This is a genomic window from Rhodophyticola sp. (assembly GCF_965284195.1).
Taxonomy (GTDB): domain Bacteria; phylum Pseudomonadota; class Alphaproteobacteria; order Rhodobacterales; family Rhodobacteraceae; genus Rhodophyticola.
In genome coordinates this window covers 2710167-2725789 of sequence record NZ_CBDIRM010000001.1, presented here as the reverse complement: position 1 = coordinate 2725789, position 15623 = coordinate 2710167, and the positions used below count along the sequence as shown (strand labels likewise).

The window sequence follows — 15623 nt, the reverse complement described above, 5'->3', positions numbered from 1 at the left end:
CTATGTCTAAGATTGTAGCCGTTTTGCCGATGCCGCGCGTCAGATGACGTTGGGTCAGCGGGTGGCGTGAGGAGGGGCGGCAGACCAGGGGTCAATCGCGGGCGGGGTCCGCCGGGTAGGTGCCGAGGATGTGCAGCATGGAGGTGAAATAGCGCAACTCCTCCATCGCGCGCTGAACCGGCGGGTCATCCGGGTGGCCTTCGATATCGGCATAGAACTGGGTGGCGGTGAAGGAGCCGCCGACCATGTAGCTTTCCAGCTTGGTCATGTTCACGCCATTGGTCGCGAAGCCGCCCATCGCCTTGTAGAGCGCCGCCGGGATGTTGCGCACGCGGAAGACGAAGCTGGTCATCATGTGATCGGCGCGGCGGGTCATGTCGGCCACGGGCGACATGATCAGGAACCGCGTCGTGTTGCGGTCATGGTCTTCGATATGGCGGGCCAGCACGTCGAGGCCGTAGATATCGCCGGCCAGTTCCGAGGCGAGCGCGGCTTGCGCCTTGTCGCCCCAGTCGGCCACGTCCCGGGCGGCGCGCGCATTGTCCGGCGATACGCGCCCCTTGATCCCATGCTGACGCAGGAACAGCGCGCATTGCGGCAACAGGACAAGATGGCTCCAGGCGTCGGTCACATCGGCGAGCGTCGCGCCGGGAACGGCGAGCAGATTGATATGCACCCGCACAAAAGCCTCGTCGACGATATGCAGGCCCGATTCCGGCAAAAGGCGGTGAATGTCGGCCACCCGCCCGTAGGTGGAGTTTTCGACCGGCAGCATGGCCTGATCCGCGGCCCCGGACTGGACCGCCTCGATCACGTCTTCGAAGGTCGGGCAGGGCAACGCCTCCATCCGGGGGCGGGCCTCGTGGCACGCCTGATGGGAATAGGCGCCGGGTTCTCCCTGAAAGGCGATACGGGACGTCATGGGCGAAAATCTCTCGGCAGGTCGTTTCGTCGCGCTCACTACACCTTGAAAGCCATGCAGGAAAGCCGATACATACCCGCGAACCATATGTGAGAACGGGACATCCATGTTTGACACAATGACCATCACCAAGATCGGCGGCGCCGTCTGTGGTGCGCTTTTGATCTTTCTGCTGGCCGGATGGGCGGCGGACGGCCTGTATTCCGTGGGTGGCGCCCATGACGAGGATCACCGCGCCGGCTACGTGATCGACACGGGCGAGGGCGAGACCGAGGTTGCCGAAGAGGTAGTCGAGGTCCCGTTCGCGGAGCTTTATGCCGTGGCCGATGCCTCTGCCGGGGAACGGCTGTGGCGGCAATGTTCGGCCTGCCATTCGGATCAGCCGGGCGTGAACGGTGTCGGCCCCTATCTGCACGGTGTCGTCGGACGGCCGAAACACACGGTCGAAGGGTTCAACTATTCCGACGGGCTTCTGGCCACCACCGGGGACTGGACGCCCGAGAACATCTCGGCCTTCATCGAGAACCCGCGGGAATACGCACCCGGCACGGCCATGGCCTATAACGGGATGCGCGACGCCGAAGATCGTGCGAACCTGATCGCCTTTCTCGACACGCTGGATGATTGAGCGACATCCCGTCGATTGCCGAAAAGACCGCCTCCCGGGGCGGTCTTGTTGCATTCAGGGTGGACTTGAGCGCGCAAACCGGGGCTGATCACGATTTCTCAACTTGATGAAAAGGGGGGCTGCCCCGTAACGTGATTCAGCGCAGATATGCAGCCTGTGAGACCAAAACAGCAGTGGAGGGCGCCCATGCGCGACCGTTTATCCCGAGTAAAGACCATTCCATGCCCGAACTGGGGGCATCTGACAGGATGGCTTCTTGTGCCGGCGATCGTGCTTCTGCTTTGGGCCGGGGCCGCGCGGGCGCAGGACGACCTGATCGTCACGCATGGAGTGTCGACCTTCGGGGAGCTGCGTTATGGCCCTGATTTCCAGCATCTGGATTATGTGAACCCCGATGCGCCCAAGGGCGGTGAGATGTCCTTCGCATGGTCGTCGGGATCGTTCGATTCCATGCACCCCTTCACGCGGGAGGGACGCCCGGCGGTCTTGTCGTCGATCTTCTTCGAAAGCATGCTGGAGGGCACGGCCGACGAGATCGGCTCCGCCTATTGCCTGCTATGCGAAAGCATCGCTTATCCCGAAGACGTATCCTACGTGATTTTCACCATCCGCGAAGAGGCCCGGTTTTCCGACGGAACGCCGGTGACGGCGGATGACGCGCTCTTCTCCTACGAGATCATGCGCGACGAGGGTCTGCCGAGCTTTCGCGCCGCGATCGGGCGGACCCTTGCCGGGGCCGAAGTGCTGGACGAGCGCCGCATCCGCTTCGATTTCAACCCCGAAGCGCCGATCCGTGGCCGTATCGTATCGGCCGGTGGTCTGACGGTCATGTCGCGGGCCAGCCACGAGGCCTCGGGCCTTGGGTTCAGCGAGGCCCGTCTGGAGCCTCTCGTAGGCTCGGCGCCCTATGTGTTGCACGAGGTGGAACCGGGCCAGCGCGTCGTATACGCCCGCAACCCCGATTACTGGGGCGCCGATCTGCCGATCAATCGCGGGCGGTACAATTTCGACCGGATCCGGATCGAGTATTACGGCGATGCTGTCGCCGCGTTCGAGGGGTTCACCGCGGGCAATTATCTGTTCCGGCAGGAAAGCAGTTCGGCGAACTGGGCCACCTCCTATGACTTTCCTGCGCTGGAGCGCGGCCATGTGGTGAAGGCGGAACTGCCCGACGGGACGATCACCTCGGGCCAGAGCTTCATCATCAATCTGCGGCGCGAGAAGTTTCAGGACGTGCGCGTGCGCGAGGCCATCGCCCTGATGTTCAACTTCGAATGGACAAATCAGACGCTGTTTTACGGGCTCTACGAGTGGAACGATTCCTTCTGGCAGAACACGGATCTGGCCGCGGAAGGCTTGCCGAGCGAGGCCGAACTGGCCCTGCTGGAGCCGCTGCGCGACCTGTTGCGCCCGGAGGTATTCACCGAAGAGGTGTTCAGCCTGCCGGCATCCGATCCGAACCGGACACTGGACCGGCGGCAGGCGCGGCGCGCCTCGGCGCTGCTGGAAGAGGCGGGCTGGCTCATCGGCGATGACGGGCTTGCCCGCAACGCGGCCGGACAGACGCTGGATGTGGAGTTTCTGAACTCCGGCCCGCTCTTCGACAGGGTGATCAACCCCTATGTGGAGAATTTGCGCGCCATCGGGATCAACGCACGGCTGACACGGGTCGACAGTGCCCAGATGACGCAGCGCGAACGCGACTACGATTTCGACATCATCATCGACCACCTGCCCATGGGATACGAGCCCGGAAGCGGCCTGCGTCAGTATTTCGGGTCGCAAAGCGCGAATGACAGCGTGTTCAATGCCGCCGGGCTGGCCGACCCGGCCGTTGACGCGCTGATCGAACATGTGGTGAATTCCGAGACGCAGGAAGAGCTGAATGTGGCCGTGGCGGCGCTGGACCGGGTTCTGCGCTGGGAAAGGTTCCGTGTGCCGCAATGGTTCAACAATACCCACTGGGTGGCCTATTACGACATCTATCGCTATCCGGAGCCGCTACCGCCCTATGCGCTGGGCTTCCTTGATTTCTGGTGGAGCGATGCCGAGGCCGAGGCGGCGCTTCGCGAAGCGGGCGCGTTCTAGAGCGCCATGGGCCCATATATCCTCAGACGGCTGTTGCTGATGATCCCGACATTGTTCGGGATCATGGTGATCAATTTCGCGCTGACGCAGTTCGTGCCCGGCGGGCCGGTCGATCAGGTTCTGGCCCAACTTGAGGGCGAGGGCGACGCCTTCGCCACGATCTCGGGCGGCGGCAGCGAGACCGGCAATATCGAGATCGAGGGCGCCTATCAGGGCGCGCGCGGCGTCCCGCCCCGGTTTCTGGAAGAGTTGGAGATCCAGTTCAACTTCTCCCGCATCGTTTGCGCGGAAGGATTTACCGGCATCCCCGATCTGGACGCGGAGGAGTGCGTTTCCGAACGTATCCCCGCGCTGGACCGCTTCTTTCTGATGCTGTGGGATTACGTGCGGTTCGATTTCGGCGACAGTTTCTTCCACTCCGAAACCGTGATGGAACTGGTGGTCGACAAGCTGCCGGTGTCGATCACGCTGGGCCTGTGGTCGACGCTGATCGCCTATGTCGTGTCGATCCCGCTGGGCATCCGCAAGGCGGTCAGCGACGGGTCGCGGTTCGATACATGGACCAGCGGCGTGATCATCGTGGCCTATGCGATCCCGGCGTTTCTGTTCGCGATCATGCTTCTGGTGCTGTTCGCGGGCGGATCCTACTGGCAGATCTTCCCGCTGCGCGGGCTGACCTCGCCGTCGGATGTGTGGAACACGCTGACATGGTGGGAGAAGATCGTGGATTATCTCTGGCATATCGCGCTGCCGGTCACCGCCTCCACCATCTCCGCCTTTGCAACGCTGACGCTGCTGACCAAGAACAGTTTTCTGGACGAGATCAAGAAACAGTATGTGGTCACGGCGAAGGCCAAGGGGCTGGCCCAGAACCGGGTGCTTTACGGGCATGTGTTCCGCAACGCCATGCTGATCGTGATCGCCGGCTTTCCCGCGGTGTTCGTGAGCGTCTTTTTCGGCGCATCGGTCATCATCGAGACGATCTTCTCGCTGGATGGTCTGGGCCGGCTGGGCTTTGAGGCGGCGGTCACCCGCAACTATCCGGTGATCTTCGGCACCCTGTTTGTCTTCGGGTTGATCGGGCTCTTCGTCGGGCTTTTGTCGGATCTGATGTATGTCTGGATCGACCCGCGCATCGACTTCGAAACGCGGGAGACCTGAGAATGGCGCTGCGGGAAGAGGAGATCGCCCCCAAGCCGCCGGCCGGGACCACGGTGCCCGAACCGCCCACGGGGTTTTTCACCCTGTCGCCCCTGAACCGGCGGCGCTGGCGAAACTTCAGGTCGAACCGCCGGGCCTATTGGTCCTTCCTGATCTTTTCGGTCCTGTTCGGCCTGTCGCTTTTTGCGGAGCTGATTGCGAATGACAAACCGCTTCTGGTCAACTTCCGGGGCGAGCTTTACACGCCCGTCTTCAACTTCTACCCGGAAACCCAGTTCGGCGGCGATTTCCGGACCGAGGCCGTCTACCGCGACCCGGAAGTGCGCTGTCTGATCATCTCGGGCGGGCTGGAAAGCTGCTGGGACGACCCCGAGGGCGTGATCGAGGACGCCCAGGAGGACGGGATCGTCGATGGCGAGGAGATCGAACAGGGCTGGCTGATCTGGCCGATCGTGCCCTACGCCTACAACACGATCAACGATATCGGCACCTCCGCCCCGTCCGCGCCGGACGCCAATCACTGGCTGGGCACCGACGACACCGCGCGCGACGTGCTGGCGCGGGTGATCTATGCCTTCCGGCTGAGCGTGATGTTCGCGCTGATCGTCACCGTGCTGACCTCGGTGATCGGGATCGCGGCGGGGGCGGTGCAGGGCTATTTCGGCGGCTGGCTCGACCTGATCTTCCAGCGGATCATCGAGATCTGGGGCTACACGCCGGGGCTGTTCGTGATCATCATCATCGCGGCCATCTTCCGGATGGATTTCTGGTTGCTGGTGTTTCTGATGGTCCTGTTCGGCTGGACGTCGCTGGTGGGCGTGGTCCGCGCGGAGTTTCTGCGCGCGCGGAATTTCGAGTATGTCCGGGCGGCGCGCGCCCTTGGCATATCGAGCCGGGTGATCATGTTCCGCCATGTGCTGCCCAATGCGATGGTCGCGACACTGACGATGCTGCCCTTCATCGTCACCGGCACGATCGGCGGTCTGGCCAGCCTCGACTTTCTGGGCTTCGGCCTGCCCTCCTCGGCGCCGTCGCTGGGGGAGTTGACCCTGCAGGCCAAGAACAACCTGCAAGCACCATGGCTGGCCTTCACCGCGTTTTTCAGTTTCGCGATCATGCTGTCGCTTCTGGTCTTCATCTTCGAAGGGGTGCGCGATGCGTTCGACCCCAGAAAGACATTTCAATGAGCGTTCTGGAGGTCAGGGATCTGCGGGTGAGTTTCACCCAGGACGGGGCCACGACCGATGCGGTGAAAGGCGTCAGCTTCACCATCGAGAAGGGGGAGACCGTGGCGCTGGTCGGCGAGAGCGGATCGGGCAAATCGGTGACCGCGCTGTCGACCGTGGCGCTCTTGCCCGACAGCGCCAAACTGTCCGGATCGGTCAAGTATCGCGGAACCGAGATGATCGGCGCGCCTGAGTCGGAGTTGCGCCATGTGCGGGGCAACGATATCAGCTTCATCTTTCAGGAGCCGATGACCTCGCTGAACCCGCTGCACACGCTGGAAAAGCAGATCGCCGAAAGCCTTGGCCTGCATCAGGGGCTGCGGGGAGACGCGGCGCGGCGCCGGATCATCGAATTGCTGATCAAGGTCGGCATCCGCGACCCGGAAACCCGGCTGGGGGCCTATCCGCACCAGCTTTCGGGCGGGCAGCGGCAGCGCGTGATGATCGCCATGGCGTTGGCCAACGGGCCCGATCTGCTGATCGCGGACGAGCCGACCACGGCGCTGGACGTGACCATTCAGGCGCAGATCCTGGAACTTCTGGCGGAGCTGAAACGCGCCGAGGGCATGAGCCTTCTGTTCATCACCCATGATCTGGGCATCGTGCGCCGCTTCGCGGACCGGGTCTGCGTGATGCAGGGCGGCGAGATCGTGGAGGCCGGGCGCACGGCGGAGATCTTCGACAACCCGAGACATCCCTATACGCGCAAGCTTCTGGCGGCGGAGGCCACGGGCGGGCCCGACCCGGTGCCGGAAAACGCGCCCGAGATCGTGAACACCCATGACCTGCGGGTCTGGTTCCCGATCCATCGGGGGCTGCTGCGCAGGACCGTCGGCCATGTGAAGGCGGTCAACGCTGCGTCGATTTCCGTGCGCGCGGGCGAAACGCTGGGCGTGGTGGGCGAAAGCGGGTCGGGCAAGACCACGCTGGCGCTGGCGGTCATGCGCCTGATCTCGTCCCAAGGGCCGGTGGTGTTCATGGGGCAGGATGTGCAGGGCTGGAAGTCGGGCGCGCTTCGCCCGCTCCGGCGCGACATGCAGATCGTGTTTCAGGATCCCTATGGCTCGCTCTCTCCGCGGATGACGGTGGAACAGATCGTCGCCGAGGGCTTGGGCGTCCACGGGACCGAACCGGGCCAGAACAAGCGGCAGATGGTGGCCGATATCCTGACCGAAGTGGGCCTTGATCCGGCGATGATGCACCGCTACCCGCATGAGTTTTCCGGCGGCCAGCGGCAGCGGATCGCGATTGCGCGCGCGATGATCCTGAACCCGAAACTCGTGGTGCTGGACGAACCCACCTCGGCGCTGGACATGACCGTGCAGGTGCAGATCGTGGAGTTGCTGCGCGATCTGCAGCGGCGTCATAAGTTGGCCTATCTGTTCATTTCCCACGATCTGAAAGTGGTCCGCGCGCTGGCCCACAAGATCATCGTGATGAAACAGGGCGATATCGTCGAGACGGGCCTGAGGGAGGAGATCTTCACCGCTCCGAAATCGGAATATACACGGGCGCTTCTGGCCGCGGCCTTCGATCTTCACGCGGAGGGCAGCGCGGCCTGAGCCGGTCGTGCCGGAAGGCATGTGTCGGGAGAGCCGCGCCGCGCAGTCCGAAGCCACCCCGCCCGCGCGATCTGTTCAGATCGCGGAGGAGTGCCCGTCGGCCTGCATCTCGTATTCGTCGAAGGCGCGCGCGATGATCCGCGACAGCGGGCGCCCCTCGGGCAGGATATCGAAGCCGTCGGCATCGAACCGCACCATGCCGGGAAAGGCCTCCGCCGCGTCGGCATAGAAGGTTTTCAGCCGCTGGGGCGTGAGGTCGAACCTTTCCAGCAGTTCGGCGCTTTCGATGCGGAAACCGCACATCAGCATCTCGATCATGCGGCTGCGCAGGATATCCTCGCCCTTGAAGACATGGCCGCGCCCGATCGCCAGCTCACCGGCCCGGACCGATTTCTGATACGCCGCCGTGCCGGAGGCGTTCTGCGCGAAGCCCTGCGGGAAGCGGGAGATCGACGAGGCCCCGATGCCCAGAAGCACATCGCAGGTGTCGTCGGTATAGCCCTGGAAATTCCGCCGCAGATGACCGGTGCGGGCCGCGATCTCCAACCCGTCGCCGGGGCGGGCGAAATGGTCGATCCCGATTTCCGAATACCCGTCCCACATGAAAAGACGCCGCGCGGTGTCGAACAGGCTCAGCCGTTCCTCGGGCGTGGGCAGCGTGTCGGTCGGGATCATCGCCTGCCGCTTGGCCATCCACGGGACGTGGGCATAGCCGTAAAGCGCCACGCGGTCGGGCGCGAGCGACAGGAGCATCTGCACGGTTTCGGAGATCCGCGTCTGGCTCTGATTGGGCAGGCCGAACAGGATGTCCGCGTTGAGAGACGTGATGCCGCGGGCGCGCAGCATCTCCACCGCGTCGCGGGTGACGTCATAGCTCTGGATGCGGCCGATGATCTGCTGGATGTCGTGGTTGAAATCCTGCACCCCGATCGAGGCGCGGTTCATGCCGGCGGAGGCCAGCGCGTCCAGCCGGGCGGCGTCGATCTCGTTGGGGTCGATCTCGACCGAGAATTCCGCACCATCGGCCAGCGGGAGGACATCGGTCAGTGTCGCGGTCAGATCGCTGAGCATATCGGGCGCCATCAAGGTGGGCGTGCCGCCCCCGAAATGCAGCCGCGCAAGCTCCACACCTTCGGGCAGGATGTCCCGCAGAATGGCGATCTCGGCCTTGACGCTCCGGAGATAGGCTTCGATCGGCTCGTCGGAGCGGACGCCCTGAGTCCGGCAGGCGCAGAACCAGCACAATCTGCGACAGAAGGGCACATGCACATAGGCCGAAATGCGGGAGCCGGGGCGGATTGACCGTATCCAATCCGCGAAAACCCGCGGTGTCACGTCGTTCGAGAACTTCGTGGCAGGCGGATAGCTCGTGTACCGAGGCACTTTCGAGTCGAACAGACCCAGGCGGCGAAGTTGCGTCAGATGATCCATTAAGTTAACCTAAAAGTCGAACGCCCCGCTGTAATTGATCGAGATCAATACAGTCAACTGTTGCTCCTATTGCGGTGATAAACATGCCCAATCGTCAACTGGCCATACCGCAGCAGGACTGTGCAGACTGCCCGATCAGACACAGGGCCGTCTGTGCCCGGTGCGAGACCGATGAGCTGACGCATCTGGAGTCCATAAAATACTACCGCAAATTCGATGCCGGGCAGACCGTCGTCTGGGCCGGCGACAAGATGGATTTCGTGGCTTCCGTGATCGAAGGCGTCGCCTCGCTGACCCAGACGATGGAGGATGGGCGGCGGCAGATGGTGGGGCTTTTGCTGCCGAGCGATTTTCTGGGCCGGCCGAATCGCGACACCGCGCCCTATGACGTCGTGGCCTCGACCGACGTGACGTTGTGCTGTTTCCGGCGCGCGCCTTTCCAGAAACTGATCGCCGAAAATGCGAATATAAGTCAGCGGCTTCTGGAAATGACGCTGGACGAACTGGATGCGGCGCGGGAATGGATGCTGCTTCTGGGCCGCAAGACCGCGCGCGAGAAGATCGCGAGCCTTCTGTCGATCATCGCCCGGCGCGATGCCAGCCTGAAGGACCTGCCGTCAAAGGGCGAGGTTTCCTTCGATCTGCCGCTGACACGTGAAGCGATGGCCGATTATCTGGGCCTGACACTGGAAACGGTCAGCCGCCAGATGTCCGCCCTGAAACGCGATGACGTGATCCGCCTTGAGGGCAAACGCCACATCACCATCCCCGATTTCGACCTGTTGATGGACGAAACCGGAGATGACGCCGATGGCGGAATGCTGGTCTGACGGGCCGCCTTGCCCGGCTGTTGCAGCGGGCAGGTGGCGGTCTGATCGGGCGGGCGGGATACCGGCCTGAAAGCTAGCCGTGTTCCGCGGCCATCATCGCCCTGAACTGCGCCACCTTGTCCGTCTCCACGCCGACGCTTTCGAACACCGCCGCCGTGAAACTGGCCGGTGCGGTGCCGGGCGCGGTGATCACGCGATCTTCGGAAATGGCGGCGGGGGTCGCGACATAGAGCGCGGAACCTTCATAGTCCGCAGCATTCCGGGTGAGGAATTCGGGATCGTTCGAGGTGTGGCGCCGCGTGTCGAGCAACCCTGCGCGGGCAAGCGCCAGCGTGCCGCCACATATGCCCGCGACGACCGCGCCGCGCGCGTGCTGGTCCCGCAGCAGATCGCGCATGTCAGGCGCCTGATCGGTCTCCCAGGTCATGCCGCCGACGACGATCACGGCATCCGGGGTCCATCCCGGTAGCGCGCGGAGGTCTTGCGAGACACGGGCCGTCAACCCGCCCTGCGACCGGATTTCGCCGACCGCGGGCGCGAAGAACTCCACATCGAGCCCGTAGAACGGCAGGCCGGTTCCGGCGATCAGGGCATATTCCCAATCGGCGAATCCTTGTGAAAGAACGATCGCGAGCTTTGCCATCTGTGCTGTCCTTCAGGCTGGGGGCGGGCAGGCCGGTGGTGGGGCCGCCACCTTTGCGGACGGAGGCCGCACACAACATGTGACTGGGATCGCCGGAGGTGCAAGGGTAAGATGCAGGCGCCGCCGGTCCGCGTCGATGCGGACCGGCGGCGGATCTTGTCCGTATCCGGACGGGTCAGTCCGTCAATGGGCCATCAGAACCGGCACCACGGCGTTTTCCAGAAGGTTGCGGGTGGCTCCGCCAAGGATCGCCTCCCGGAAACGGGAATGACCATAGGCCCCCATGACAAGGAGGTCGGCGTTCTGGTCCTGGATATGGCGGTTGATCACGTCGGAGACGCGCGGCAGGGTCTGGGCCACGATGGAAACCTCAACCTCCACGCCGTGACGGCTGAGCATCTTGCTGAGCTCGGCGCCCGGATCGGACACTTCGGCGGCATGACGCTGCGGATCGATGATCAGGATGTTGACCAGCTTGGCCGCCTTCAGCAGCGGCAGCGCGGCGCGCACGGCGCAGAGCGCCTCGGCGGATTCGTTCCAGGCCACCACGATCCGGTCCAGAGCCTCCTTGACCGGGACATCGCCGGGCAGCACGATCGCCGGGGCCTGACCCTGGAACATCGCCGCCTCGACCACGACCGGTGCATCCGAGGCCTGGTTCTCGCCATAGGGTTTGGGCAGCACCACGAGATCGGAGAAGCGCGCGCGGCGCGCAACGATACCGGCCACGCTGGCGGTCTGGGTTACCAGCGCCTCGATCCCCCAGGAGATATCCGTCCGCTCAAGCAGGGTACGGGCCCCGGTTTCGATCTGCGTCGCCAGAGCCTGCGCCTGGGCCAGGGTCTCGTCATGCATCAGCGCGGTGGCGCCGGCGAAGTAATATCCGGTCTGGGTGCGGTCCACCCCCATGCAGAGCACATCCAGATGCGCCCCTTCGGCCCGCGCGAACGGCAAGATGGCCTCCAGCACCGGGCCAACTTCATCCGTGTCGGTCAGAACCGTCAATATGCTTTTATAGGCCATGTTGAACCTCCTCAGTTGCAAGCTTTTTTCCGGTCTAGACCGGGACGCTTCGTCGCGCTTTGACCTGCGTCAACACAATCCCGGGGCAGGTTTGACATGGATCAAGGCCACAATGCGCCACCTGCGCGATGTGGGGTCAGATGGAACAAGTCCGGACGGCTCGGTGTGAGTCGAAAAACCGGTGAAAGACGAAGGGACGATCTATGCTTGATTACGTAAAGCTGTTGATCCTTGGCCTGGTGGCGCTGTGCGCGGCCATCGCGGCCAGTTACGCCCGGGATATGGTCTATATGGTCCATATGATCCTGGTGATGGTCACGGCAGCGGGGCTGTTTATCTGGCAACTCCGCCGTACCGGTGAACCTGTGGTGCCGGTGCCGACCCATGAATACATGGACGGGCCTGTGCGCGCCGCCGCGATTGCCACCGCATTCTGGGGATGCGTCGGGTTTCTGGTCGGTGTGGTCATCGCCTTCCAGCTGGCCTTTCCGCAGCTCAACTTCGAGTGGACCCAAGGTTACGGCAATTTCGGGCGCCTGCGCCCTCTGCACACATCGGCGGTGATCTTCGCCTTCGGGGGCAACGCGCTTCTGGCGGCGTCCTTCTACATCGTGCAGCGGACCTCCGCGGCGCGGATGTGGGGGGGCGGACTGACATGGTTCGTCTTCTGGGGATACCAGTTCTTCATCGTGCTGGCCGCGACGGGTTACGTGCTTGGGGGCACGCAAGGCCTCGAATACGCGGAACCCGAATGGTATGTGGACCTGTGGCTGACGATTGTCTGGGTGGCCTTCCTCGCGGTGTTCCTTGGCACGCTCCTGAAGCGCAAGGAGCCGCATATCTACGTGGCCAACTGGTTCCTTCTGAGCTTCATCGTCACCGTGGCGATGCTGCATGTGGTCAACAACCTGGCGGTGCCGGTCTCGATCTTCGGGTCCCGCTCCGTATCGGTCATGTCGGGCGTCCAGAGCGCGATGACCCAGTGGTGGTACGGCCACAACGCGGTGGGCTTCTTCCTGACGGCGGGCTTCCTGGGGATGATGTACTACTTCATCCCGAAACAGGCCGAACGCCCGGTTTACTCCTACAAGCTGTCTATCATTCACTTCTGGGCGCTGATCTTCCTGTACATCTGGGCGGGTCCGCACCACCTGCACTACACCGCGCTGCCTGACTGGGCCTCGACGCTCGGCATGGTGTTCTCGGTCGTGCTCTGGATGCCCAGCTGGGGCGGGATGATCAACGGCCTGATGACGCTTTCGGGCGCCTGGGACAAACTCCGGACCGATCCGGTCCTGCGGATGATGGTCACGTCGCTGGCGTTCTATGGCATGTCGACCTTCGAAGGCCCGATGATGTCGATCCGCGCGGTGAACTCGCTGTCGCACTACACCGACTGGACGATCGGGCACGTGCATTCCGGCGCGCTTGGCTGGAACGGCATGATCACCTTCGGGATGCTCTACTACCTGTTCCCGAAACTGTGGAATCGCGAGCGGCTCTATTCGCTCAGACTGGTCAGCTGGCACTACTGGCTCGCCACCGTCGGCATCGTGCTCTACGCGGCCTCGATGTGGGTGACCGGGATCATGGAGGGCCTGATGTGGCGTGAAGTCGACGCGCAGGGCTTCCTGGTGAACTCCTTCGCCGACACGGTCGAGGCCAAGTTCCCGATGTATGTGGTCCGTGGTCTGGGCGGGACGCTGTTCCTGGCTGGTGCGCTGATCATGGTCTACAACCTGTGGATGACTGTGACGCGAGGCCCTGCGAAAGCAGCCGCCCCGGCCGCCGCAGCTCCGGCAGAATAAGGAGGGTCGGACAATGGCAGCTCTTGACGGACACAAGAAGATTGAAACCAACGCGACCCTTCTGCTGACGCTCAGCTTTCTGGTCGTGACCATCGGCGGCATCGTGGAAATCGCCCCGCTGTTCTATCTCGAGAACACGATCGAGGATGTGGAGGGGATGCGTCCCTACTCGCCCCTCGAACTTGCGGGCCGGGAGATCTACATCCGGGAGGGGTGCTATGTGTGCCACTCCCAGATGATCCGGCCGATGCGGGACGAGGTGGAGCGGTATGGCCATTACTCGCTGGCAGCGGAGTCGCAGTACGACCATCCGTTCCAGTGGGGCTCAAAGCGGACCGGACCCGATCTGGCCCGCGTGGGTGGCCGCTATTCGGACGAATGGCATGTGGACCACTTCACCGATCCGCAATCGGTGGTGCCGGAATCGGTGATGCCGCCCTACGCCTTCCTCGCGGACAACGTGTTGCGGCCCACCTATATCGCCGATCTGATGGAAACCCATCGGTTCGTCGGCGTGCCCTACACCGACGAGATGATCGAGAATGCGGAGCTGGACTTCGTTCAGCAGGCAACCGATTTCGGTGATGGCGGCGTCGTGGAGCGTTACCCGGGGGCGCAGCAGCGCGATTTCGACGGTCAGCCGGAAGTCACCGAGATGGATGCGCTGATCGCCTATCTGCAGATGTTGGGCACGCTGGTCGATTTCTCGACCTTCACGCCCGACGAGAGCCGGTAAGGGGGCGCGTGGGATGGAAGACAGCTATACCATCATGCGGGTTTTCGCGGGCAGCTGGGGGGGTGTGTTTCTGTTTGCCTCCTTTGTGGCCGTGATCCTTTTCGCGCTCCGGCCCGGCAGCCGGAAAGTGCATCGCGACACTGCGAATATCCCGTTTCGTTATGACGACAAGCCGGCAGCTGATGACGACGCTGCTCCCGCCCAGATCAAGGAGGCGCGGCAATGACCGACGACAAGACCAAGCACCCCGAAGAGCAGATCCTGCAGGAGGGTGACCCCGAAACCACAGGGCATATCTGGGACGGTATCAAGGAGTTCAACAACCCGATGCCACGGTGGTGGCTGTGGACCTTCTACGCCACGATCATCTGGGGCATCGGCTATACCATCGCCTATCCGGCATGGCCGCTGATCCAGGGCGCGACGCCTGGGTTGCTTGGCTACTCCACCCGGGCGGAGGTGCAGGAGGACATTCAGACCTTCGAGGAGATGAATGCCCCGATCCTAGCCCGGATCGCCGAGGTGGAACTGGCCGAGATCACACCGGACGCCAACCCCGACCTTTACAGCTATGCCGTTCAGGGCGGCGCGGCGATCTTCGCCACATGGTGTTCGCAATGCCACGGGTCGGGCGCGGCGGGGGTTCAGGCCTCCGGCTATCCGAACCTGCTGGATGATGACTGGCTGTGGGGCGGCACGATCGACGACATTCATTTCACGATCTCTCACGGGATCCGGAATGACGACGACCCCGATGCGCGGTACTCCGAGATGACGGCCTATGACGAGATCCTGACCGATGAGGAGATCGCCAGTGTCGTGCAATATGTGCGCAATATCTCGGGGCAGGAGGCCGATGCGACATTGGCCGCCGCGGGCGAGGAGGTGTATCTGAACAACTGCGCCGCCTGCCATATGGATGATGGCTCGGGCGACCAGTTCCTCGGCGCACCGAACCTGACCGACGCGATCTGGCTTTACGGCGGATCGGAAGAGGCGATCGAATACACCGTGCGCTATTCGCGGTTCGGCGTAATGCCGCCATGGTCTGCGGAAGCCTCCGAAGCCGGTCGTCTGAGCGAAGCCGAAGTGCGTGCGGTTTCGGTCTATGTCCACTCTCTGGGTGGCGGCGAGTAGACGCCACCTTCAAGATATCCGGTGGCCCCTCCCGGCCGCCGGATTGGCACCGGTCCTGGTCCTGTTCGCGCGTTTCCTACAGGACCGGTGCCCACTTACCCCCCACACCCCGTTCCTACAGATATCCGGCCCCGGCAGAGGCCGGTTTCCGCATTGGTGGACCGTCGCGTCGCGGCTCCGCCTCTCCCGGCCGTGCTGTCGAGACAAGGACGGATGTGCCCCGCGCCGTGGATCTGGACCCGAGACCGGCCGGGCCGAGCGCCTTCGCCCGCCCCCGGAGCCGGGGTGCGGCGCGTCGTCCGGTTGTCGGCGCTGCGCCGGGCCATATGTGGAGGGGCATACCGCACCGAGCCCCGGGTTTTTCGAGCCGGATCAATGGGCTGGGCGCGGATCGGGGCGCTGAGGCCAACGCAGATAGGCGCATTCGT

At 63.5% G+C, this 15623-nt stretch carries 14 protein-coding genes; 10 read left to right on the top strand and 4 right to left on the bottom strand.

The window, feature by feature from the left end; translation table 11 throughout:
- Positions 1-91: 91 nt before the first annotated feature.
- Complete coding sequence (locus ACQ651_RS13620) at positions 92-922, bottom strand: prephenate dehydratase (protein ID WP_227286833.1); 831 nt, start codon at positions 920-922, stop codon at positions 92-94.
- Positions 923-1028: 106 nt separating this feature from the next.
- Here ACQ651_RS13620 and ACQ651_RS13615 point away from each other — a divergent pair, with 106 nt between their 5' ends.
- The 5 genes from ACQ651_RS13615 to ACQ651_RS13595 all read left to right on the top strand — a co-directional run bounded on the left by ACQ651_RS13615 (position 1029) and on the right by ACQ651_RS13595 (position 7587).
- Positions 1029-1550 (top strand): c-type cytochrome, encoded by a 522-nt coding sequence (locus ACQ651_RS13615; protein WP_227286832.1) that lies wholly within the window; start codon positions 1029-1031, stop codon positions 1548-1550.
- A 186-nt stretch (positions 1551-1736) separates the two neighbouring features.
- A complete protein-coding gene (locus tag ACQ651_RS13610; RefSeq protein ID WP_430449543.1) occupies positions 1737-3638 on the top strand; it encodes an extracellular solute-binding protein in 1902 nt (633 codons plus the stop codon).
- 6 nt (positions 3639-3644) lie between these two features.
- Complete coding sequence (locus ACQ651_RS13605) at positions 3645-4799, top strand: microcin C ABC transporter permease YejB (protein ID WP_227286830.1); 1155 nt, start codon at positions 3645-3647, stop codon at positions 4797-4799.
- Positions 4800-4801: 2 nt separating this feature from the next.
- Positions 4802-5986 carry an ABC transporter permease gene (locus tag ACQ651_RS13600; protein WP_227286829.1) on the top strand — a complete coding sequence of 395 codons (1185 nt, stop codon included), beginning with the start codon at positions 4802-4804 and terminating at the stop codon, positions 5984-5986.
- Positions 5983-7587 carry an ABC transporter ATP-binding protein gene (locus ACQ651_RS13595; protein WP_227286828.1) on the top strand — a complete coding sequence of 535 codons (1605 nt, stop codon included), beginning with the start codon at positions 5983-5985 and terminating at the stop codon, positions 7585-7587. Before ACQ651_RS13600 ends, ACQ651_RS13595 begins: the two co-directional genes overlap by 4 nt.
- Before the next feature lie 75 nt (positions 7588-7662).
- On the opposite strand, the gene hemN is transcribed toward ACQ651_RS13595, so the two are convergent.
- Positions 7663-9018, bottom strand: coding sequence for an oxygen-independent coproporphyrinogen III oxidase (hemN, locus tag ACQ651_RS13590; protein WP_430449542.1), 1356 nt, complete (start codon positions 9016-9018; stop codon positions 7663-7665).
- 83 nt (positions 9019-9101) lie between these two features.
- Here hemN and fnrL point away from each other — a divergent pair, with 83 nt between their 5' ends.
- Positions 9102-9848, top strand: a complete 747-nt coding sequence (fnrL, locus tag ACQ651_RS13585; RefSeq protein ID WP_227286826.1) for a transcriptional regulator FnrL — start codon at positions 9102-9104, stop codon at positions 9846-9848.
- 73 nt (positions 9849-9921) lie between these two features.
- Here the strand turns inward: fnrL and ACQ651_RS13580 are convergent, their stop codons facing one another.
- A complete protein-coding gene (locus tag ACQ651_RS13580; RefSeq protein WP_430449541.1) occupies positions 9922-10491 on the bottom strand; it encodes a DJ-1/PfpI family protein in 570 nt (189 codons plus the stop codon).
- 183 nt (positions 10492-10674) lie between these two features.
- Positions 10675-11514 carry a universal stress protein gene (locus tag ACQ651_RS13575; protein ID WP_227286824.1) on the bottom strand — a complete coding sequence of 280 codons (840 nt, stop codon included), beginning with the start codon at positions 11512-11514 and terminating at the stop codon, positions 10675-10677.
- 203 nt (positions 11515-11717) lie between these two features.
- Here ACQ651_RS13575 and ccoN point away from each other — a divergent pair, with 203 nt between their 5' ends.
- Genes ccoN through ccoP form a run of 4 tightly spaced genes read left to right on the top strand, consistent with a single transcriptional unit; the run spans position 11718 to position 15195 of the window.
- A complete protein-coding gene (gene ccoN, locus ACQ651_RS13570) occupies positions 11718-13322 on the top strand; it encodes a cytochrome-c oxidase, cbb3-type subunit I (protein WP_227286823.1) in 1605 nt (534 codons plus the stop codon).
- 13 nt (positions 13323-13335) lie between these two features.
- Positions 13336-14058, top strand: coding sequence for a cytochrome-c oxidase, cbb3-type subunit II (gene ccoO, locus ACQ651_RS13565; protein ID WP_227286822.1), 723 nt, complete (start codon positions 13336-13338; stop codon positions 14056-14058).
- Positions 14059-14071: 13 nt separating this feature from the next.
- Entirely contained in the window at positions 14072-14284 is a 213-nt protein-coding gene (locus ACQ651_RS13560; RefSeq protein WP_227286821.1) for a cbb3-type cytochrome c oxidase subunit 3, read from the top strand.
- Positions 14281-15195: a cytochrome-c oxidase, cbb3-type subunit III gene (ccoP, locus tag ACQ651_RS13555; RefSeq protein ID WP_227286820.1), complete on the top strand. Its 915-nt coding sequence runs from the start codon at positions 14281-14283 to the stop codon at positions 15193-15195. Before ACQ651_RS13560 ends, ccoP begins: the two co-directional genes overlap by 4 nt.
- The last annotated feature ends 428 nt before the right edge of the window (positions 15196-15623 follow it).